Annotated in this window: 20 protein-coding genes and 1 pseudogene; 15 read left to right on the forward strand and 6 right to left on the reverse strand. The window is 73.2% G+C overall.

Going from position 1 to position 19,899, the window contains the following annotated elements; all coding sequences use genetic code 11:
- The first annotated feature begins 55 nt into the window (after positions 1–55).
- The 3 genes from CFW40_RS26460 to CFW40_RS26470 all read left to right on the forward strand — a co-directional run bounded on the left by CFW40_RS26460 (position 56) and on the right by CFW40_RS26470 (position 1,684).
- On the forward strand, positions 56–439 hold the full coding sequence (locus CFW40_RS26460; RefSeq protein ID WP_086720541.1) for a helix-turn-helix domain-containing protein: 384 nt from the start codon (positions 56–58) through the stop codon (positions 437–439).
- Positions 440–635: 196 nt separating this feature from the next.
- Positions 636–1,106, forward strand: coding sequence for a Dps family protein (locus CFW40_RS26465; protein WP_088800372.1), 471 nt, complete (start codon positions 636–638; stop codon positions 1,104–1,106).
- 224 nt (positions 1,107–1,330) lie between these two features.
- Positions 1,331–1,684, forward strand: a complete 354-nt coding sequence (locus CFW40_RS26470; protein ID WP_256331279.1) for a hypothetical protein — start codon at positions 1,331–1,333, stop codon at positions 1,682–1,684.
- Here the strand turns inward: CFW40_RS26470 and CFW40_RS26475 are convergent.
- The 5 genes and pseudogenes from CFW40_RS26475 to CFW40_RS26495 all read right to left on the reverse strand — a co-directional run.
- Positions 1,632–1,927: pseudogene (locus tag CFW40_RS26475) on the reverse strand (SDR family NAD(P)-dependent oxidoreductase); the annotation flags it as partial. The gene CFW40_RS26470 and the pseudogene CFW40_RS26475 overlap by 53 nt on opposite strands.
- An 11-nt stretch (positions 1,928–1,938) precedes the next feature.
- Positions 1,939–2,799, reverse strand: coding sequence for an Fpg/Nei family DNA glycosylase (locus tag CFW40_RS26480; RefSeq protein ID WP_088800373.1), 861 nt, complete (start codon positions 2,797–2,799; stop codon positions 1,939–1,941).
- A 67-nt stretch (positions 2,800–2,866) separates the two neighbouring features.
- The gene (locus CFW40_RS26485) at positions 2,867–7,669 is read right to left on the reverse strand and encodes a DEAD/DEAH box helicase (RefSeq protein ID WP_088800374.1); all 4,803 of its coding nucleotides are present in this window, start codon (positions 7,667–7,669) and stop codon (positions 2,867–2,869) included.
- Positions 7,670–7,809: 140 nt separating this feature from the next.
- Positions 7,810–8,733: a hypothetical protein gene (locus CFW40_RS26490; protein ID WP_088800375.1), complete on the reverse strand. Its 924-nt coding sequence runs from the start codon at positions 8,731–8,733 to the stop codon at positions 7,810–7,812.
- 227 nt (positions 8,734–8,960) lie between these two features.
- Entirely contained in the window at positions 8,961–9,470 is a 510-nt protein-coding gene (locus CFW40_RS26495) for a MarR family winged helix-turn-helix transcriptional regulator (protein ID WP_088800376.1), read from the reverse strand.
- Positions 9,471–9,550: 80 nt separating this feature from the next.
- Here CFW40_RS26495 and CFW40_RS26500 point away from each other — a divergent pair, with 80 nt between their 5' ends.
- The 8 genes from CFW40_RS26500 to CFW40_RS26535 all read left to right on the forward strand — a co-directional run bounded on the left by CFW40_RS26500 (position 9,551) and on the right by CFW40_RS26535 (position 16,339).
- Positions 9,551–10,720 carry a PP2C family protein-serine/threonine phosphatase gene (locus CFW40_RS26500; RefSeq protein ID WP_088800377.1) on the forward strand — a complete coding sequence of 390 codons (1,170 nt, stop codon included), beginning with the start codon at positions 9,551–9,553 and terminating at the stop codon, positions 10,718–10,720.
- Between the two features lie 298 nt (positions 10,721–11,018).
- The gene (locus CFW40_RS26505) at positions 11,019–11,897 is read left to right on the forward strand and encodes an STAS domain-containing protein (RefSeq protein ID WP_088800378.1); all 879 of its coding nucleotides are present in this window, start codon (positions 11,019–11,021) and stop codon (positions 11,895–11,897) included.
- Entirely contained in the window at positions 11,894–12,307 is a 414-nt protein-coding gene (locus tag CFW40_RS26510) for an STAS domain-containing protein (protein ID WP_088800379.1), read from the forward strand. The genes CFW40_RS26505 and CFW40_RS26510 overlap by 4 nt, the downstream gene beginning before the upstream one ends.
- Before the next feature lie 10 nt (positions 12,308–12,317).
- Complete coding sequence (locus CFW40_RS26515; RefSeq protein ID WP_371127177.1) at positions 12,318–12,761, forward strand: anti-sigma regulatory factor; 444 nt, start codon at positions 12,318–12,320, stop codon at positions 12,759–12,761.
- Positions 12,746–13,771: a SpoIIE family protein phosphatase gene (locus CFW40_RS26520; protein WP_088800381.1), complete on the forward strand. Its 1,026-nt coding sequence runs from the start codon at positions 12,746–12,748 to the stop codon at positions 13,769–13,771. The genes CFW40_RS26515 and CFW40_RS26520 overlap by 16 nt, the downstream gene beginning before the upstream one ends.
- The gene (locus CFW40_RS26525; protein WP_088800382.1) at positions 13,768–15,081 is read left to right on the forward strand and encodes a PP2C family protein-serine/threonine phosphatase; all 1,314 of its coding nucleotides are present in this window, start codon (positions 13,768–13,770) and stop codon (positions 15,079–15,081) included. The genes CFW40_RS26520 and CFW40_RS26525 overlap by 4 nt, the downstream gene beginning before the upstream one ends.
- A gap of 223 nt (positions 15,082–15,304) precedes the next feature.
- A complete protein-coding gene (locus CFW40_RS26530; RefSeq protein WP_088800383.1) occupies positions 15,305–15,700 on the forward strand; it encodes an ATP-binding protein in 396 nt (131 codons plus the stop codon).
- A 165-nt stretch (positions 15,701–15,865) separates the two neighbouring features.
- On the forward strand, positions 15,866–16,339 hold the full coding sequence (locus CFW40_RS26535) for a MarR family winged helix-turn-helix transcriptional regulator (protein ID WP_088800384.1): 474 nt from the start codon (positions 15,866–15,868) through the stop codon (positions 16,337–16,339).
- A gap of 3 nt (positions 16,340–16,342) precedes the next feature.
- Here the strand turns inward: CFW40_RS26535 and CFW40_RS26540 are convergent, their stop codons facing one another.
- Positions 16,343–16,693, reverse strand: a complete 351-nt coding sequence (locus CFW40_RS26540; protein WP_256331278.1) for an STAS domain-containing protein — start codon at positions 16,691–16,693, stop codon at positions 16,343–16,345.
- A gap of 542 nt (positions 16,694–17,235) precedes the next feature.
- Here CFW40_RS26540 and CFW40_RS26545 point away from each other — a divergent pair.
- From CFW40_RS26545 to CFW40_RS26560, 4 genes are all read left to right on the forward strand, one after another.
- A complete protein-coding gene (locus CFW40_RS26545) occupies positions 17,236–18,396 on the forward strand; it encodes a PP2C family protein-serine/threonine phosphatase (protein WP_088800386.1) in 1,161 nt (386 codons plus the stop codon).
- Positions 18,397–18,786: 390 nt separating this feature from the next.
- Positions 18,787–18,951, forward strand: coding sequence for a hypothetical protein (locus tag CFW40_RS37255; protein WP_088800387.1), 165 nt, complete (start codon positions 18,787–18,789; stop codon positions 18,949–18,951).
- Positions 18,948–19,214, forward strand: a complete 267-nt coding sequence (locus tag CFW40_RS26555; protein ID WP_088800388.1) for a DUF4190 domain-containing protein — start codon at positions 18,948–18,950, stop codon at positions 19,212–19,214. The genes CFW40_RS37255 and CFW40_RS26555 overlap by 4 nt, the downstream gene beginning before the upstream one ends.
- 156 nt (positions 19,215–19,370) lie before the next feature.
- Positions 19,371–19,541 (forward strand): hydrophobic protein, encoded by a 171-nt coding sequence (locus CFW40_RS26560; RefSeq protein WP_086716166.1) that lies wholly within the window; start codon positions 19,371–19,373, stop codon positions 19,539–19,541.
- The last annotated feature ends 358 nt before the right edge of the window (positions 19,542–19,899 follow it).

Here is a 19,899-nt window from a genome sequence, read left to right on the forward strand (position 1 = left end):
GCGGTACGGTGGGGCGAGAAGGATCCGGATCCGAGGTCCGAGGAGGGAGCCAGCGATGATTCTGCTTCGTCGCCTGCTGGGTGACGTGCTGCGCCGACAGCGTCAGCGCCAGGGCCGAACCCTGCGCGAGGTCTCTTCCTCCGCCCGGGTATCGCTCGGCTATTTGTCCGAGGTGGAGAGGGGGCAGAAGGAGGCTTCCTCCGAACTGCTCTCATCGATCTGTGACGCGCTGGACGTGCGCATGTCCGAGCTCATGCGGGAGGTCAGCGATGAGCTGGCACTCGCCGAGCTGGCAGCGTCCGCGGCCGCGAGCGACCCGGTGCCCGCACCGGTGCGGCCGAAGCTCAATTCGGTGTCCGTCACGTCCCTGGCCGGTGTGCCGGAGGAGCGCGTGACCATCAAGTCCCCGGCCGACGTCGTGGATGTCGTCGCGGCCTGACACCCCTGTTCGTACGTACCCGAGCCCCGGTGGGCAGCAGCCCGCCGGGGCTCGGTGCTGCCCGGGTGCGGGCGGGCGTGCGGGTGGAACGGCGCCACGGGGAGGAGCCCGTACGGGCTGTCCGGGCAGCTCGGAACGGGCGATTCATTTATACGATGGCCATATCGGATATATCGCCTGAATCAGGAGTGTCTGGATGTCTGTCGTCAAGAGCACGCTGTCCGATAAGAACCGCAAGGTGGTCGGGACCGCCCTGCAGGGAGCGCTCGTCGACCTGGTGGACCTGTCCCTCGTGGCGAAGCAGGTGCACTGGAACGTCGTCGGGCCCCGCTTCCGCTCCGTACACCTGCAGCTCGACGACGTGGTCACCAGCGCACGGCAGCATGCCGACACGGTGGCCGAGCGGGCATCCGCGATCGGGGTGCCCCCCGACGGGCGGGCCGTCACCGTCGCCAAGACCAGCGGCATCAGTGAGATCACGGATGGCTGGATCAAGGACGGCGATGTGGTGCGGGCGATGGTGAACGGGCTCGGCGCGGTCATCGGCCGGATGCGCGAGCGGATCGTCGCCACCGCGGACCCGGACCCGGTCAGCCAGGACATCCTGATCGGGCTGACCGCCGACCTGGAGAAGCACCACTGGATGTTCCAGGCCGAGGCGCACTGACGGGCCGCGGCAGTCCCGCTGAGGTGTCGCGGCGTCCGCCGTGGGGCTGCGGCTCGGGGCCGACTTGCCGTGGCGTGCCGTGTGGGCCTGCGGTGACCGTTCCGGGCCGTGCCGCGTCGAGGTCCGTTGCGGGGCTTGTGGGGCGGGCCGCGCGCCGGAAATGCCCCGGTGCGCCCTCCCGCCGGGCGGCGGGACCCGTCTAGCGTCGGCCGGAGGAGGCAGCCATGGGGTGGCGTGATGTCGCGGCCCATGCGTCGGCCGGCCGACGCCCGCGGGCCGTGGCCGGGCGCTGGATATCCGGGGCCGTGGTCGGGGTCCTGTGGTGGTGGGCGGCGGTCCGGCTGGTGGTGTGGCCGCAGTCGGCGGGGGTGGTCGAGGGGGTCGTGGCGCTGGGCGGCTGGGGGCTCAGTCTGCTGCCGGTGCACTGCGTTCCGCGGGCGGACCGGCCGGGCGGCGGCCCGCGGCGCGCCCTGGGCCGGGTGGTCAGGGGGTTTCGCGGGGTGCGGGGGGCGTGGGGGACGGTGGTCACCAAGGCATGGCGACGCCGCCGTTCGGGCGAAGGATCTGGCCGGTCATGAACGACGAGGCATCCGACGCCAGGTGCGGCACGGTGTGGGCGATGTCCTCCGGCTCTCCCACCCTCCCAGGGGCGATATCCGGATCATCGGCCCCTCCGCCTGCTGCTGGGCCCGGTCGGTGTGCCGCTCGGTTATCGCCGTACGGGCCCACCCCGGGGCGACGGCATTGACGCGGATGCCGCGCCGGCCCACCTCCGTGGCCAGGGTCCTGGTGAGCTGGACGACGGCGGCCTTGGCGCGTGATCCGGTTCGGCTCAGTCCGTGGGCCGGGCGGCCGGCCGGTCGGGCTGGCAGGCGGGGCACCAGTAGGTGACGCGCTCCTCGGTGGCGGGGGTCTGGTCGGCGGGGTCCTGGTCGGCGGTGCGGATCCCGGTACCGCAGCGCAGGCAGGGGCGGCCGGACCGGCCGTAGACCCACAGCCGGCGGTCGGGGCGGCCGCGCCCGCTGTTCCCGAAGGGGTGCGGGCGGTGGCCCCAGGGGGTGGTGGTGCGGGCGGGGCGGTCTTTGTTGGCCTCCAGGAGTCTTTTGGCGAGGGCGGGGAGGCGCTCGGGCCGGGGGAGTTGGCCGACGGGGAGCCAGGGGGAGGCGCGCAGCAGGAAACACAGCTCGGACTTGTAGACATTGCCGATACCGGCGAGATTGCGCTGGTCGAGCAGGGCCTCGCCGAGCGGGCGCCCGGGGGCCGAGAGCAGCCGGCCGAGGGCGCGTTCCGGGTCCCAGTCGGGGCCGAGGAGATCGGGTCCCAGGTGGCCGACGACCCGGGACTCGTCGGCGGTGCGCAGCAGATCGAGGACGGGGAGGCGGTAGCCGACGGCGGTGTGTTCCGCGGTGCCGAGGACCGCCCTGATCTGATGGGCGGGGCCGCCGCGCCAGCGCTCGGCCGGGGCGTAGATCTTCCATGCGCCGTCCATCCGCAGATGGGAGTGCAGGGTGAGGCCGCCCTCGAAGCGGGTGAGGAGGTGCTTGCCGCGGGAGCGCACGTCCAGCACCTCGCGGCCGGTCAGATCCACCGTCGCGAGCCGGGGGACCCGCAGGTCGCAGCGGGTCAGCCGGTGGCCGACCAGCGCGTCGCCGAGCCGCCGGGCCAGGCGCCAGACGGTGTCGCCTTCGGGCATGTCACCATCATGCCGCGCGGGTGTGCGCGGGCGGGGCTCCCGGCGCGGGAGTGGCTGCCGCTTCCCGTCACCCCCGCAGCCGCAGCCCCCTCGGGGTCGGGTGGAAGCCGGCGGACTCCAGGGCGGGGGCGTAGGGAGAGGTGAGCGCCGAGGTGCCGTTGATGCGTTCGGTGGTGAGGGTGCCCAGGGCGCCGGCGCGGGCGGCATCCGTAAGCGCCTCGACGGCGAGCCGCAGGCGGGGGTCCGTGGCGGCCGGGGCCGGGTCGTGGCCGAGCGGCCAGACGAGCAGGGTCTTGCCGCCGCGCTCCAGGTAGAGCGTCAGCTCCCCGTCGACGAGGACGACGAGGGCGCCCGCCTTGCGGCCGGGCTTGTGGGTCGAGCCCTCGGGCGGCTCGGGCCAGGACAGGGCGGCGCCGTAGGCATTCGCCGGGTCGGCGGCGGCCAGCACGAGCGCGCGCTGCGGTCCGCCGCGCCGGGACTGCGCCGGGCCGCCGTCCGGCAGGGCGTCATCGGCGGTGCGCTCGCGCTGGGTGCTGACCGCGCGCAGCCGGTCCACCGCGCCGTCCATCGCGAACTGGGCGGCGCCCAGCCCCTCCACGACATAGCCGCGGCGGGCCTGTCCGGACTCCTCGAAGGCGGCCAGTACGCGATACGCGGCGGAGAACCCGCCCTCGACCCCCTCGGCGGCGACCGCGCCGCGGGTGACGATGCCGTGCCGGTCCAGGAGCGTACGGGCCAGGGCGTGGGCGCGGTGGGTGGGGTCCGGTTCGGGGGCGGGCAGCAGCGACCAGCGGCCGCCCACCGTCGGCGGGCCGGAGCGGGAGGCGGTGGGGCGGCCGCCGCGGCCCGCGGCCGCGGTCAGCGAGCCTCCCCCGAACTCCGTCCGGGGGTGCCCCCACCTGCCCCGGGGGACGGCCCGGCGGGCGCGGTGGGCGGTCGATCCTGCCGTACGGCCCGAGCCGAGGAGGGCGCGCAGCGGGGCCAGGGTGTCATTGGTCAGCCGGCCCGACCAGGCCAGGTCCCACAGGGCGTCGGCCAGTTGGGAGTCGGTGGCCTCGGGGTGGGTGGCGGCGCGGACCTGGTCGGCGAGCTGGCGGAAGAACAGCCCGTATCCGGGGGCGAGGGCGGTCAGCACCGACTCGTGCAGTGCGGTCAGTTCCAGCGGGAGGGGCTGTGGGAGCAGGAGCGGGGCGGAGTCGGCGAGATGGAGACAGATCCAGCCGTCCTTGCCGGGCAGCGCTCCGGCGCCGGACCACACCACCTCGCCGGTGGTGGTGAGTTCGTCCAGCAGGGCGGGGGTGTAACCGCCGACGCGGGAGGGCAGCACCAGCTTCTCCAGGGCGGAGGCGGGGACGGGGGCGCCCTGCAGCTGCTCGACGGCGCGCACCAGACCGTCGATCCCGCGCAGGCCGTGCGACGCGCCGGCGAGCGGCGCCGGCACCCCGCTCACCGGCGCCGGCCGGGGCGGGCCGAGGTGCTGCCACTGGGGGAGGAAGGCGGCGAGCGCGGCGGGCGGCACCGGTTCCAGCTCCTCGCGCAGCGCGGCGAGCGAGCGGCGGCGCAGCCTGCGCAGCACCTGGGCGTCGCACCATTCCTGGCCGATGCCTGCGGGGTGGAACTCCCCCTGGACGACCCGGCCGGCCGCGGCGAGGAGATGCAGCGCGCCGTCGGTGACGGCGGTGCCGAGGCCGAAGCGGGCGGCGGCCTGCTCGGAGGTGAACGGGCCGTGGGTGCGGGCGTAGCGGGAGAGCAGATCGCCCAGCGGGTCCTTGACCGGTTCCGTGAACGACTCGGGGACGCCGACCGGCAGGGCGGTGCCCAGGGCGTCGCGGAGCCGGCCGGCGTCCTCGACGGCGGCCCAGTGCTCGGTCCCGGCGATCCGTACCGCAATGGCCCGGCGGGCGGCGGCCAGCTCCCTGGTCCAGGCCGGATCGGCGCCGCGCTCGGCCAGCTCGGCGTCGGTCAGCGGCCCCAGCAGCCGCAGGACGTCGGCGACGCCCTCGACGTCCTTGATCCGCCGGTCGTCCGTGAGCCACTGCAGCTCGCGCTCCAGCCCGGCCAGCACCTCGGCATCCAGCAGCTCGCGCAGCTCGGCCTGGCCCAGCAGCTCGGCCAGCAGCCGGGAGTCCAGGGAGAGGGCGGCGGCGCGGCGCTCGGCGAGCGGGGAGTCGCCCTCGTACAGGAACTGGGCGACATAGCCGAACAGCAGCGAGCGGGCGAACGGGGACGGCTCGGGGGTGGTGACCTCCACCAGCCGGACCCGGCGCGCCTCGATGTCCCCCATCAGCTCCGCCAGGCCCGGTACGTCGAAGACGTCCTGCAGACATTCGCGGACGGCCTCCAGCACGATCGGGAAGGACCCGAACTCGCTCGCCACCTGGAGGAGCTGCGCGGCGCGCTGGCGCTGCTGCCACAGCGGGGTGCGCTTGCCCGGGCTGCGCCGGGGCAGCAGCAGCGCGCGGGCGGCGCACTCCCTGAACCGGGAGGCGAACAGCGCGGAGCCGCCCACCTGGTCGGTGACGATCTGGTCGACCTCGTCGTGCGCGAAGGCGACATCGGCCGCCCCCACGGGGGACTGCTCGGGGTCGTACTCCGTGCCGCGCGCGGCCGGGCCCGGACCGGCGGCCGGATCGAAGGCGCCGTCGCCGTCCAGGAGGTCGAGGCCCAGCAGATCGGCGTCGGGCAGCCGCAGCACGATGCCGTCGTCGGCATGCATCACCTGGGCGTCCATGCCGTAGCGCTCGGCGAGGCGGGCGCCGAGGGCCAGCGCCCACGGGGCGTGGACCTGGGCGCCGAAGGGCGAGTGGACGACCACCCGCCAGTCGCCGAGCTCGTCACGGAACCGCTCCACGACGATCGTGCGGTCGTCGGGGACATGGCCGCAGGCCTGCTTCTGTTCGGCGAGATAGCTCAGCACATTGGACGCCGCCCAGTCGTCCAGCCCGGCGGCGGACAGCCGGGTCCGGGCGTCTTCCGGCCCGAGCGCGCCGAGTTCGCGGAGGAACGCGCCGAGCGCACGGCCGAGTTCGAGCGGGCGGCCCAGCTGGTCGCCCTTCCAGAAGGGCAGCCGTCCCGGTACGCCGGGGGCGGGGGTGACCAGTACCCGGTCGCGGGTGATGTCCTCGATGCGCCAGGACGTCGTGCCGAGTGTGAAGACATCGCCGACGCGGGACTCGTAGACCATCTCCTCGTCCAGCTCTCCCACCCGGCGGCCGCCTCCCTTGCCGGAGTCGCCGCCCGCCAGGAACACCCCGAACAGGCCGCGGTCGGGGATCGTGCCGCCGGAGGTGACGGCCAGCCGCTGGGCGCCGGGGCGGCCCGTGACGGTCTGCGCGACGCGGTCCCACACCAGGCGCGGCCGCAGCTCGGCGAAGGCGTCGGAGGGATAGCGGCCGGCGAGCATGTCCAGCACAGCGGTGAACGCCGACTCGGGAAGGCCGGCGAACGGGGCCGCCCGCCGGACCACGGCCAGCAGCTCCTCGACGTCCCAGGTGTCCATCGCGGCCATGGCGACGAGCTGCTGGGCGAGGACGTCCAGCGGATTGGCCGGCACCCGCAGCGCCTCGATGGCGCCCGAGCGCATCCGCTCGGTGACCACGGCGGCCTGCACCAGATCGCCGCGGTACTTGGGGAAGACGACGCCCGTCGAGACCGCGCCGACCTGGTGCCCGGCCCGGCCGACCCGCTGCAGCCCGGAGGCGACCGACGGCGGCGACTCCACCTGGACGACCAGATCGACCGCGCCCATGTCGATGCCCAGCTCCAGACTGGAGGTGGCGACCACGGCGGGCAGCCGGCCGGCCTTCAGGTCCTCCTCCACCTGGGCGCGTTGCTCCTTGGACACCGAGCCGTGGTGGGCGCGGGCCAGCAGCGCCGGGGCGCCCCTGGCCGCCCCGGCCTCGGCCATCAGCTCGGCGGGGGAGTGGTGCTCGGGCAGCGCCTCGCCGGTCTGCCGCTCGTAGGCGATCTCGTTGAGGCGGTTGCACAGCCGCTCCGCCAGCCGGCGGGAGTTGGCGAAGACGATCGTGGAGCGGTGGGCCTGGACGAGATCGGCGATCTTCTCCTCGACCTGCGGCCAGATGGACGGCTTCTCGCCGGTGCCGCCCTCCTGGACCGGTGAGCCGCCCAGCTCGCCCATGTCCTCCACCGGGACGACCACCGACAGGTCGAAACGCTTCCCGGACGGCGGCTGGACGATCTCCACCCGGCGCCGCGGCGACAGATAGCGCGCCACCTCCTCCACCGGCCGCACCGTCGCCGACAGCCCGATCCGGCGGGCCGGGCGGTCCAGGAGCTCGTCCAGCCGCTCCAGGGACAGCGCCAGATGCGCACCGCGCTTGGTGCCGGCCACCGCATGGACCTCGTCCACGATGACCGTCTCGACGCCTGCCAGCGCCTCCCGGGCCGAGGACGTCAGCATCAGGAACAGCGATTCGGGGGTGGTGATGAGGATGTCCGGCGGGCGGTGGGCGATCGAGCGGCGCTCGGCGGGCGGGGTGTCGCCGGAACGGATGGCGACCCTGAGGTCGGGCTCCGGCAGCCCGAGGCGGACCGACTCCTGCCGGATGCCCGTCAGCGGACTGCGCAGATTGCGCTCGACATCGACGGCCAGCGCCTTCATCGGGGAGACGTACAGCACCCGGCAGCGCTTCTTCGGCTCGGCGGGCGGGGGAGTGCTCGCCAGGGCGTCCAGGGACGCCAGGAAGGCGGCGAGGGTCTTGCCGGAGCCCGTGGGCGCCACCACCAGGACGTCACAGCCCGCGCCGATCGCCCGCCAGGCCCCTTCCTGCGCGGCGGTGGGCGCGCTGAACGCCCCGGCGAACCAGCCGCGGGTCGCGGGGGAGAAGGAGTCGAGCGCTGCCTTGGCCATGTCCTCCATCGTGCACCGGACCACTGACAACGCGGTCGTCGCGCGCCGCGCCGCCCGCCGCGGAGCGGGGTCTCCCGGGCCGTCCCGCCGGCGTCGCCGCGGCCGTCACCGCCGGCGGACGGGCCCGGGGAGGGGAGCGCTCACCGGAGGCGGCGCCCGTAGGCCCGCAGGGTCAGCAGCGCCTTGAGCGTCACCATCGGGCGGCTCTCCAGGGCCGTCCCGGGCGCCCACGCCCGCCAGTTGACCGGCCAGCCGCCGTCCTCCTGCTGGAGCGCGCCGAGGTGGTCCAGCGCCCGGTCCATCTCCTCGTCGGTGAACCAGTCGCGCGCCAGCGAGCCGGGCGTGGGCGCGAAGTCGTACGCCAGGTGATGCTCCCCGGGGGCGTACCCCGGCGCCACCGGGACGTCCGCGGCCCGCTCCGGGTCCAGCAGCACCAGCTGCTGTTCCCGTACGAGCCGGCCGAGGCGCTGCGCCGCCGCGGCGGCCCGCGGCCGGTCCGGGGCGCCGTCCAGGAAGGCCACCGCCGCCTCGACCTCGTACGGATGGGTCCGGGTCAGGGACTCCACGGTCGCCCAGCAGTAGTCCGTGGCCCGGAAGAGCCAGGCGTGCCAGACCTCGTTGCGGTGCAGCACCCCCACCACGGGGCCGGTGGCCAGCAGCGCGCTCGGCGGGTCGTCGACCACCGGGACCCAGGGCGCGGCCGGATAGCCGCGCTGCGAGGGGTGCACCGCGGGCAGCGCGCCCTCCGGCGTGGAGATCTTCGTCAGATAGCGGCAGATGCGCTCCACCTGGCGGCCGTCACAGCGCCCGATCAGATCGAGGACGTGCAGGGCGTGGGCGGTGTGCAGCGGCTGGCTGACCGGGCCGCGGAGGTCGGGCTCCAGCGCGTGGCCGAAGCCGTCGTCGTCATTGCGGTACGCGGCGAGCGCGGTCTCGACCGGGTCGGCCCCGCCGCCGAGGAAGTGGTACGCGAAAAGCCGCTGTTCGAGCACCCGCGCGGTCAGCCAGACGAAGCGCTCGCCGCGCGCGAGAGGGGTCGAAGGAGGAGTTGCGTTGTCGGCCATGGCCTGACCGTAGGGCGGAAATCCCCCGGCCACACCGGCTCGCGCACCGCTGCCCTCCCAGGCGGGATACTGAAGGCATGCGGTTGACGGATCTTGCGGCGGTGCCCGCCGGCCCCGGGCCGGCCGCGGGCCGCGGGAGGCACCGCGCAGGCGGTCCGCGGCGTGCCGGGCGTGCAGGCCGTTCCCCGGCGGTGCGATGCCACGGGAGGAGCGGTGCCCAGGTGGCGCTAGGCGCTGTCCGCGACGTCGCCGCCTCGGGGCTCCGCGTCGTCCCGGTCCGCCGCGAGCCGGGCGGAGGCCGCGTGGAAGGCCTCCAGGCCCGCCGCGAGCCGGGCGACATCGGCCGGTTCCATACGGTCGAGGGTGGCCGTGACCTCCCGGCTGCGGGCCACGCGGTACTGCTCCAGCAGCACCCGGCCGCGCAGGCTCAGCCGCAGCTCGACCTCCCGCCGGCTGGTCGCGCTGGGCCCCCGCTCCGCGAGGCCCATGGCCTCCAGGCGGTCGCAGAGCCTGCTGACCGCCGGCGGACGCGAGCCGAGCGCTTCGGCGAGGGTGCGCAGATTGGTGCCCTCGTGGCGCTCGATCACCAGCAGCGCGCGCAGCTGGGACAGCGAGACCTCCGCAGAGCGTGCCGCTTCCTGCCCGCGGCCCCACAGCACCTCGAGCAACTCGGCCGCGGCAAGCGCCGCCGCGCTCGCGCGCTCGTGGGAATGGGGCCGACCGGTGAAACGGGACACACGAACACTCTGTCACCCTGTGCGTGCCCTTGTCAGACCGACCCTGCCCTAGGACCTGGACGAAGGGTGTCCGCGAAACCATGACCCAACGCCTCGAAGTGGAGACGGCACTGCGCGCCGCGGCGCCGCATGCCCTGGTCGACGCCGTGCGCGACGCCCTCACCACCGCCTACCGGGCCACCGCGGTGCGGCTGTTGCTGACGGACTACGGCGGGACGGTGCTCAGATCGTGCGACGGCTCGGGGCAAGGCGCCGGCTCGCTGTCCGTCTTCGGCAGCCCGGAGGGGCGGGCGCTGGGCAGTCAGGAACCCCGGGAGCAGCAGGTGGCGCACGAGGACGCCGTCGAGCACCATCTGCCGGTGACGGTGCGCGGCGACCGTATCGGCATCCTGACGGTGCGGCTCCCGCACGAGGGCTCCACACCGGAGGTCGTCGACGAGCTCCGGTACGTGGCGGACCTGCTCGGGCGCGAGATCCTGGTCGCCGAGCGCGACACGGACGTCTACCAGCGGGCCCGCAGGGTCAGCCGCCTCACCCTGGCCGCCGAGATGCAGTGGCAGCTGCTGCCCGCCCGCGCGTACCGCGACGCGCGGTTCGCCCTCGGGGCGCAGCTGGAGCCCGCGTATGCCGTGCACGGTGACAACTTCGACTGGTCCGTGGACGCCGACGAGCTGACCTTCACCGTCACCAACGGGATGGGCGAGGGCATCGAGGCCTCGCTCCTCACCCACCTCGCCGTCAACGCCCTGCGCAACGCCCGCCGGGCCGGCATCGGCCTCGCGGACCAGGCGGCTCTGGCCGACCAGGCGGTCCACGACCACTACCGGGGCGCGGCCTACGTCTCGACGCTGCTGCTGCGCATCGAACTCGCGACGGGCCGGGTGGAAGCCATCGACGCGGGCTCGCCGCAGATGTGGCGGATGCGGGGGAAGTCGGTCGAGCGCATCGATCTCGAGGCCCAGCTGCCCCTGGGCATGTTCGAGGAGTCCCACTACACCCCGCAGGAGTTCACCCTCGCCCCGGGAGACCGCCTGATCTTCGTCAGTGACGGGGTGTACGAGACGCTTTCGCCGCGGGGGGAGAAGTACGCCGAGCAGGCGCTCTCGCGCGCCATTCACGCCACGAGTCTGCTGCCGGCCGCCATGGTGCCCCGTGAGGTCCTGCGTGATGTGGCCGATTACCGTGAGGCGGAGTCCTTGGATGACGCCTTGGTGCTGTGTCTTGACTGGGTCGGCGACGGTCACTGCTGAATGGAGATCATTGCTGTCCCCGTGCGGGAGCGCGGCAGGCCGTGAGGCACTGCGGTGACCGGCATTGTGCCTGGGCAGGAGGTCGCCGGCGCCCCGGGAGGGCCGACCGCAAGGATTCGGCTGCCCGGCCGCTCGCGGCCGCCGGTGGGTGAAGAGCGCGCCCGCGGGTTCCGGCTCTTGATCGTGCTCGCTAACATTTGCCGGGCGACAACTGTTAACGGTGTGCGGACCGGCCCGCCGCAACCGCAGGGCGAACCGGCCCGAGCCACCCGGGCCGGCCGACCGAAAGGACGATGAGTTGGGATCCGCTGAGGTTGCCGCACGCGAGCGCGTCGTGAGCGTGCTGCGCGAAGAGGCCGATGAGATCTCGGACCGTTGGGTGGAGTTGCAGCTGGCGCAGCCGTCGCTGGACGGGGAGGTGAGCGAGGCGGAGCTCGGCGAGGAGGCCGATGCCCTGCTCAGCGCCCTGCTCTCCGGCCTGGACCGCGGTCTGCCGGTGGAACATGTGGTCACGTCCCACGAGGAGATCCACCAGGCCGTATCCGAGATCTCCCTGCGACGTGCCCGCCGGGGGGTCTCGCCCACCGCGACGTCACTGGCCGTGATGTCGCTGAAGGAGGCCCTGCTGAAGGCCGTCCAGCGGCACACCCGTGACGGTGAGGACCTTTTCCACAGTGCGGTGCTGATCAACCGCCTCCTGGACAGAGCCGGGGCACTCTCCTTCGAGATCTTCGTGGAGGGCCGGGAAGAGATCATCCGCCGGCAGAGCCAGCAGCTGCTGGAGGTGTCCACCCCGGTCGTCAGGCTGTGGCGCCAGGTGCTGGCCGTCCCGCTGATCGGCACGCTCGACACCGCACGCACCCAGGTGGTGATGGAGAACGTGCTCCAGGCCATCCAGGAGCACGAGGCGCTGGTCGCCATCATCGACATCACCGGCGTCCCCACCGTCGACACCGCCGTCGCCCAGCATCTGATGCACACGGTCAATGCGGTACGGCTCATGGGCGCGGACTGCATCATCAGCGGCATCCGGCCGCCGATCGCCCAGACCATCGCCCAGCTCGGCATCGACCTGTCGACGATCATGACCCGGGCCACCCTGGCCGACGCCCTGGGAGAAGCCGTGAAACTCACCGAGGCCGCCCCGTCGAAGTCCGTCCCCCTGGCGCAGCGGTGAATGCCCCCGCCTCGGCCGGTGTGCCGATTCTGCGGCTGGGCGACGTCCTGGTCACCGGGCTCCTCAACGAGCTCGACGACAAGACGGCCGTGGCGTTCACCGAAGAGCTCACCGCACGCATCACCGGTGACCGGGCGCGCGGGGTCCTCATCGACATTTCCCGGCTGGAAATCGTCGATTCCTTCGTGGCCCGTACTTTGATGGAGCTGACCACCATGGCACGCCTGCTGGGTGCCCGGGTGATCGTCGCCGGGATGCGGCCGCCGGTCGCCATCACCCTGGTCGAGCTGGGGCTGCAGCTGACCGGGGTGGAAACGGCACTCAACGCCGAGCACGGCATGGCCGCGCTGGGCTGGCATCAGAGCCTGCAGCCTTCCGAAGGGGTGCTGCGTGAGTTCGGCACGGAATAGTGATCACGCGGTGGGCCTCGCCACGGCCGCCCGACACGTCCCCGGCGCGGAGGGCAGCACATCGGTGCACCAGGTGCGGACCGAAGAAGACCTGCTGACCGTCCGCCACGCCGTACGGGCGGCCACCGTGCAGGCCGGTTTCAGCATCGTCGACCAGACGCGTGTGGTCACCGCCGCCAGTGAGCTGGCACGCAATGCCTACATCCATGGCGGAGGAGGCACCGTGACCATCGACTGCCTGATGTCGCCCGACACCGCCGGACTCCGGCTGACGATCACCGATGACGGTCCCGGCATCGCGGACGTCGGCGCCGCACTGACCGACGGCTTCACCACCGGCGCCGGGCTCGGCCACGGTCTGGGCGGCGCCCGGCGGCTGATGAACGACTTCGAACTCCACTCGGCTCCGGGACAGGGCACGACCGTGATCGCCACGCGATGGGCGAGTCGTTGACGCTCCCCTGCCCCCGGCCGACGGCACACATCGCCGTGGACCACTACAGCGCCGTGCATCTGGCCGCCGAAACCGCCCGGGCGGTCGCCGGGCAGTGCGGGCTGCCGGGAGCGCTGCCCGACGGGGCCGCGGTCATCGCCTCGGAACTGGCCAGCAATCTGGCCAATCACGCGACCAACGGTGCGCTGTTCATCCAGTCCCTGCCCCTCGGCGGCGGCATGGAGATCGTTGCCGCGGACCACGGGCCCGGCATCGGCGAACTGCGCCAGTGCCTCACCGACGGCTACACCACCGGCACCACCCTCGGCGCCGGCCTGGGAGCCGTGAAACGGATAGCCACCACCCTCACCATCCGTACGACGCCGGGCGACGGAACCCTCGTCAGCGCCCGCCTCACCGCTCCTGAGGAGACCGCGTCGGCCGACCAGGAAGCAGGTGCCATCTGCGTACCGGCAGAGCGTGAACAGACCAGCGGCGACGGGTGCTCCCTCGCCGATCACGGCTCCGCGCGCACCGCACTCGTCGTGGACGGCCTCGGCCACGGACCGCACGCCGCCGAGGCCGCCCAGGTGGCGCTGCGGTCCTTCCACCGCGGACCGGACGCGCCCCTGCCCGAAATCCTCACCGGCCTGCACCGGGCGCTGCGCCGCACCCGCGGGGCGGCCGTCGGCCTGCTGCGCCTGCACCCCGAACGGGCGGAGTACTGCGGCGTCGGCAACGTACGCGTCGTGACGCTGACCTCGCTCGGTCCGGGCCACCGGCTCAGCGGTCAGCCGGGCATCGCCGGACTGAACATGACGCCACCGCACGTGCGGGCCTTCCCCATACCGCCCGGCGGCACCGTACTGCTCCACTCCGACGGCGTCGACCACCGCTGGGCGCAGGCACCCTCGGCCTTCGTGCTCCGCCTGCCCCCGTCCCTGCTCGCCGCGTCCCTCGTCCACAGCCACCGCCTCCCCCGCGACGATGCGACCGTGCTCGCCGCCCGTCCCCGCCAGAGACTTCCGTGACCCCCCATACCTTCCACGACCTGCCGGCCCTCCGCAGCGCCGTACGGCGGATCTGCGAAGCGCACCGGCTTCCCTCCCGGACCGGCGGGCGCCTGGTGCGCTCCGTCGCCCAGGTGGCCGGCGCCGCCCTGCGCGCCGGCGGCCCCGTCCGCCTCGAAGCCGCCGAGCGGACCGCTCCGGGCGGTACCGCCCTGCTGGCCGTCACGCTGCACGCCGCACCGACACCGTCCCCGCCGAACTGGGCCGACCTGCCGTTGCCGGGCCAGGCCACGCCCGACGGCATGGTCGCCTGGCACCTGCCCCTCGGCGAGGGGCAGGAAGGGCCCGTTCCCCTTGCCGCCGCGCCCGGCACAGTGCCCGGCCAGGCCGGGACGCGCGGGGTGGAGACCGCCGAGGCGTACGAGGCACGGATCGCGGCGCTCGAAGGTGAGCTCGCCGCGGCCCTCTCCCGGACGGACACCCTCTCCACCGAGCTGCACCGCCTCAAGGACGAACTCGCCGAGACCAACAGCGGGGTGCTCGCCCTCTATGTCCAGCTGGAGGAGCGGGACGAACAGCTGCGGCGGGCCCACGGCCAGACCCTGCGGGAGCTGGAGGACGCGCTGCGTCCCTCGCCGATCGGTGTGGAGGGCCTGGAGTTCGCCGTCCACTACGAGCCGGCCGGCACCGATGCCCCCACGGGGGGCGACTTCTACGACTGGCTCAGCCTCCCCGACGGCACCGTGCACATCACCGTCGTCGATGCGCTGGGACACGGTGTGCGCAGTACCCGCAGCGCGCTCAACGTCACCCACGCCGTGCGCACCCTGGCTCTCGAAGGCCACCCGCTCGAATCCATCGTCGCCCGTACCCACGACATCCTGGCCCCGTTCGACCCCGAGATCATGGCGACGGTGCTGCTCGCCCGTATCCACCCCGACACCGGTGAACTCCGCCTGGCCAACGGCAGTCATCCGCCGGCCCTGCTGTTGCGGGCCGACGGAACCTCCGACTATCTGGAGGTCCGCGGCCGGGGCATCGGGTTCCCGCTGCCGGGGAGCGAGGCCGTACGGCGCGAAACCCTGCACGAGGGCGACCTCCTGGTGCTCTACACCGACGGCCTGACCGAGAGCCGGCGCGACCCCATCGAGGGCGAGGCGCGATTGGTCAAGAGCGCCCGGGCCCACGCCCGCCGACCGGTGGACGAGATCCCCGGCGCCGTCGCGGAGGACATGCACACCGTCATCCTGCACCCCGACGACACCCTCGCCCTTGCCGTCCGCCGGGCCCGGCGGGACACCTCGCTGGCGGGGGCACAGGCACAGACATGACCGGCCCGGCACTGCTGCTCCCACCGACCGCCAGGGGGCCGGGAGCAGCCGCCCACCCGCGTCCCCCGGGCCCCCGGCCGCACCGCCCCCCGGCACGCCAAGTTCCCCGTTCCGCAAGGGTTCTGCTGGGTACACGCCTCACGAACACCTGATGACGCTTGCTGCACACCAGCCGAACGAGGCGTTCCACTGACCGGGGTGAAAGCTTGTGCACCATCCTCTTGTGACGGACGGCCCCTCAACTCCGCCCGCCCGGGACTTCTGCTGTCCCCAAACGGCGGCGGATGCCCGCGACTTCGCCGGAAGCTTCGCCGACCTGCTCCATCCGCCGCCCACTGCCCGGACCACCCAGAACCTGCTCCTGCTGGTGTCCGAACTCGTCACCAACGCGCTGCGCCACGCGGGTGCCGTCACGGCGCTGCGGCTCACCGCGGATCAGGACACCATCCGGATATGCGTCGAGGACGCCAGCCCCGCTCGCCCGACGGAGCGCAGTCCCGACCTGACCGGCCGCGACGGCGGCTTCGGGTGGCCCGTGGTGTGCGCCCTGGCCCGCGAGGTCACCATCAGACCCCGGCCCGGCGGCGGCAAGATCGTGCAGGCCGCTCTCGCACGCTGAAGACGGCCCCGGCGCCGGGCCGCTGACGTGTCCGGGCCGTGTGATCCCGGGAGAAGCGGACAGGGCACAGGACCGTGCGCCTGCGGGCGCTCCTCGGGCGGCCGCCGAGCCCTGCCCGCAGGGCGCACCGCATCTGTCGTCGGACCGTGGGAACGGGATGCGTCCATGCAACGCCACAGCGCCGAAGGGCCGCCAAAGACCCTGCGCGAGGCCGCGGAACAACTGGCCGCCGCCGGGGAGGCGATCACTGCCCTGATGCGGGACGCGGCCGCCCCGGTGGAACCGCGGCTCTCCCCGGGCGGCCTGAGAGTGCTGTCCGTCGTCTCGGTGCGTCCCGGGCGGAACCTGACCACGGTGGCCGCCGCCGTGGGGCTGGGGCTGCCGCGCGCCAGCCGGGTCTGTGCCGCACTGGAGTCCGCCGGTCTGCTGCTCCGCCGCCCGACGGCGGGCGACCGGCGAGAGATCGGACTGCGGCTGAGCCCTGAGGGCGAGGCGTTCCTGGAGCGCTTCCGGGCGACCCGGGTGGACCGTATGGCGGCGGTGCTGCGCCGGATGCCGACGGACGAACGGGGCGCGCTGGTCGCGGCGTTGGGCGAGCTGGCCGTCGCCGTCGCCGCCGTCGGTTCCGAAGGGAGCTGAGGTTCAGGCGTCGAGCGCCACGCGGACGGACCCGTACAGCGGCAACACCGTGTCGAGTCCGGTGAGCGTGAAGAGCCGTTCCAGAACGGCGGAGGGGGCCGCGAGGCGCAGCGCCGGGCCCAGCGCGTCGTGCGCCTGGATCAGGACGTTGACCGTCGTCGAATCCGCGAACGAGACGTCCGACAGATCGATGACGACCGGGCCGGCGCCGTCCTGCGCCAGTTGCTGCAAGGTGGCGTCGAGCGGCGCGATGGTGTCCAGGTCGAGCGGTCCGGCGAGGGTGAGGATCACCGCCCCCTGCTCCTGTCGTGTGTCGATACGCAGGGACCGGCCGCCATGGGGCTGGGACAGCACGATGAACCTCGCTGTAGGGGGCTGACGCTTCGTGAGTGGACAGGTCCTCGGGGTGCGGCACCGCCAAGGATAGAAGTCATAGTTGTCGTTTGACAACATTCGCCATAAGGCAACAATCTGTTCCCCGATACCTGGCAAGACGGCCGCGCCCGGCGCGGCTTGGGGACGAGAAGCGGCCTGAGACCCGCTACGTGCTGTCAGACACACGAGCGTGGCCGCCGACGACGCGTGGGCCGTCACCCTCATCTGCGAAGGGGGAGGCCGCCGCGTGGAACGCTCTGCGTCCCGCCGCACGGTGGGCGACGGCCGCCGCTTCCCTGTGCCCGAGAACCGCGGCGGACACCCGTGCGTGCGCTGCCGCATCTCGCCGGGCCGGGCCCTTGCCCGCCGGCCCGGAGGCGGTGAGGGCGGCCGCGCCCGCGCGCTCGCGGGCAGGCGGCGAACCAGTGAAACGGGACACCCGATCACTCTGTCATCCGGCGCGGTCCCCAGCCAGCCCCCCGCCTTTGCGTCGTCCGTGGACGAAGAATGCCTGAGAGACCGTGACTCAACGCTGTGATGTGGAACGAGCACTGCGGGCGTCGGCCCCGCACGCTCTGGTGGACACGCTCCGTGCGGTGCTCACCGAATCGTACGGAGCGCTCTGTGTGCAGTTGTTGCTCGCCGACTACGGGGCAACCGCACTCACCCCCTTCGGTGCGCCGGCCATCCCGGGCGCGTCGATCCCGGTGGCGAACAGCGTCGAGGGCAGGGTGTTCGGGAGCCAGGAGCCCCGCCGGCAGGTCCGGCAGGGCGAGGTGGTCGAACACCACCTGCCGGTATCGGTCCGCGGGGAGCGCACCGGCATCCTCACCGTGCGGCTGCCCGTCGAGCGGTCCGTCCCGCGCACCGTCGACGACCTGGTGTACGCGGCGGAACTGCTCGGCCACGAGCTCCTGGTGGCCGAGCGCGACACCGATGTCTACCAGCGGGCCCGGCGCATCAGCCGGCTCACGCTGGCCGCCGAGATGCAGTGGCAACTGCTGCCGGCCCGGGCCTGTTCCGCCGCCGAGTACGCCATCGGGGCCCAGTTGGAGCCGGCCTATGCCATCCACGGCGACAACTACGACTGGGCCTCGGACGCCCACGAGCTGACCCTCTCCGTCACCGACGGCATGGGCACCGGCGTCAACGCGTCGCTGCTCACCCACCTCGCCGTCAACGCGCTGCGCAACGCGCGCCGGGCCGGCATCGGCATCGCGGACCAGGCGGCCCTGGCCGATCAGGCCCTCTACGCCCAGTACCGCGGCAGCGCGTACGTCTCCAGCCTGCTGCTGCGGTTCGATCTCACCACCGGCCGGGTGCAGGCGGTGGACGCGGGATCGCCGCAGCTGTGGCGGATGCGGGGGAAGACGGTCGAACTCATCGACCTCGACCCGCAGATGCCGCTCGGCATGTTCGAGGAGACCCAGTACGTGGCGAAGGAGTTCGAGGTCCTGCCCGGAGACCGGCTCCTCATCGTCAGCGACGGGGTGTACGCGGCGCTCTCGCCCCAGGGGGAGGCGTACGCCCAGCGCGCCCTGGCCCGCGCCCTGCACGCCAGCATGCTGCTGCCCGCCGCCACCGTGCCCCGCGCCGTGCTCCGTCACCTGTCCGAGTTCCGCGCCGCGGAACCCCTGGACGACTCCTTGGTGCTGTGCGTCGACTGGTTCGGTAAACCGTAGGGCGGTGGGGCTCCCGGGTGCGCGGGTGTCCGGCGCGGCACGGCGGCCCGGGGCCGGTCCCGGGCCGCCGTGCCGTGGTGCTGTGCTGTCGTGCTGCTGTGGTGCGGTGGCACCGCTCAGGCGGCGGACCGCTCCAACGGGATCCACAGCTCCGCCTCGGCCTCCTTCCCTTTCGGCACTCACGTCAGGAAGCGGCCGGGCTGCCGGACCCGGCATCCTGTGCCCGGTGCGATCGGGTCCGGGAGGGGTGCCGCCGCGGATCGTCCGGAACCGACCCGGTGAGATGCGGCCGGTCCGGGTACGCGGGCCAAAGCGGCACCGCAAAGGCGCAGTTGAAGCCCGTGAGGGCTCGCCGCTTCCTTGCCGTCCCACCCATGGGAAAGGTGCATCATGCTCTTCCTGGTCGTAGCGCTGTTCCTCTTCGGTGTGCTGATGGGGACCGCGGGGCACGTCCCCGTGCCCGTCACCGTCGTCGCCGCCCTCGCCATCGTGGCCTGGCTGGTGGTCTTCTTCACCAAGGAACGCCGTAAGGCGGCGAAGGGGGGCGGCCGATGACCTCCGCCCGGATCCCCGTCAGGACCGGACCGCATCCCCAGGCCGACCGGATGGCCGTCGCCGCGTTCGTCTGCGGTCTGCTGGGCGCCCTGGCGTTCAACATCGTGCTCGGCCCGTGCGCGCTGTTCTTCGGTGCCGCGGCCCTCTACCGGGGAACCGTCCGCCTTCTCCGCGCCTACCTGGGCCTGGCGTTCGGCGTCCTCGACCTCGTGCTGCTCGTGGTGCTGTCCTCCCGGAGCGGGACCCTCAGCTGGCACCTTTAGGGCCTCCGGGCTCCGGGCTGCCGATGAAATGGATCTTCTCGGAGGAACAATTCCTGATGCCCCGGGAACCGGCTGAGAAACACATAAGTTCGGGAGGTTGGGGGAAATGCCGCGGGGCACACGATGCCTCACACGATGCCTCGGAGGTTGATAACCATGGTCCCCCTGCTTCTCGTACTTCTTCTCGCGCTTCTTCTCTTCGGTGCCGGATTCGCCTTGAAGGCCCTGTGGATCGTGGCGGTCATCGTGCTCGCCGTGTGGCTGCTGGGATTCGTGCTGCGTTCCGCGGGTGCCGGGGGTAAGCGTGGCCGGTGGTATCGCTGGTGAATTCATGGCACGACATGCTCGTCCTGCGGGTGGGGGCCGGACACCGAAGTCCGGCCCCCACCCGTGTGCGAGGGCACCTCTTCCCGGAGGCCGGGAAAGACTCGAAGGATCCTTCCGAATTATCAGGGAGGCGCGAATGCGGCCTTCTCCCCGGGGCCGGAATTCGAGAATGCGGTGACTTTTCTCGCACCGCGGATTTCCCCGGCTCGCCGGGGCTTGCCGGCCCGGGGCCGGTGGCCGCTCCGGAGCCGGGGCCGGTTGGGTTCGGGGCCGGTTGCCGGCCCGGTCATCCCGCGCTGGGCCTTACTCTGCGTATATCCCCGCGCGGGCGTGCGGGACATGCGAAGGCGTGCGGGCG

This window comes from Streptomyces sp. 2114.4, from assembly GCF_900187385.1.
GTDB lineage: Bacteria > Actinomycetota > Actinomycetes > Streptomycetales > Streptomycetaceae > Streptomyces > Streptomyces mooreae.

Coding starts and splice junctions, on each gene's coding strand:
- CFW40_RS26460 (WP_086720541.1), top strand. CDS start 56: ATGATTCTGCTTCGTCGCCTGCTGGGTGACGTGCTGCGCCGACAGCGT.
- CFW40_RS26465 (WP_088800372.1), top strand. CDS start 636: ATGTCTGTCGTCAAGAGCACGCTGTCCGATAAGAACCGCAAGGTGGTC.
- CFW40_RS26470 (WP_256331279.1), top strand. CDS start 1,331: ATGGGGTGGCGTGATGTCGCGGCCCATGCGTCGGCCGGCCGACGCCCG.
- CFW40_RS26480 (WP_088800373.1), bottom strand. CDS start 2,799: ATGCCCGAAGGCGACACCGTCTGGCGCCTGGCCCGGCGGCTCGGCGAC.
- CFW40_RS26485 (WP_088800374.1), bottom strand. CDS start 7,669: ATGGCCAAGGCAGCGCTCGACTCCTTCTCCCCCGCGACCCGCGGCTGG.
- CFW40_RS26490 (WP_088800375.1), bottom strand. CDS start 8,733: ATGGCCGACAACGCAACTCCTCCTTCGACCCCTCTCGCGCGCGGCGAG.
- CFW40_RS26500 (WP_088800377.1), top strand. CDS start 9,551: ATGACCCAACGCCTCGAAGTGGAGACGGCACTGCGCGCCGCGGCGCCG.
- CFW40_RS26520 (WP_088800381.1), top strand. CDS start 12,746: ATGGGCGAGTCGTTGACGCTCCCCTGCCCCCGGCCGACGGCACACATC.
- CFW40_RS26535 (WP_088800384.1), top strand. CDS start 15,866: ATGCAACGCCACAGCGCCGAAGGGCCGCCAAAGACCCTGCGCGAGGCC.
- CFW40_RS37255 (WP_088800387.1), top strand. CDS start 18,787: ATGCTCTTCCTGGTCGTAGCGCTGTTCCTCTTCGGTGTGCTGATGGGG.
- CFW40_RS26555 (WP_088800388.1), top strand. CDS start 18,948: ATGACCTCCGCCCGGATCCCCGTCAGGACCGGACCGCATCCCCAGGCC.
- CFW40_RS26560 (WP_086716166.1), top strand. CDS start 19,371: ATGGTCCCCCTGCTTCTCGTACTTCTTCTCGCGCTTCTTCTCTTCGGT.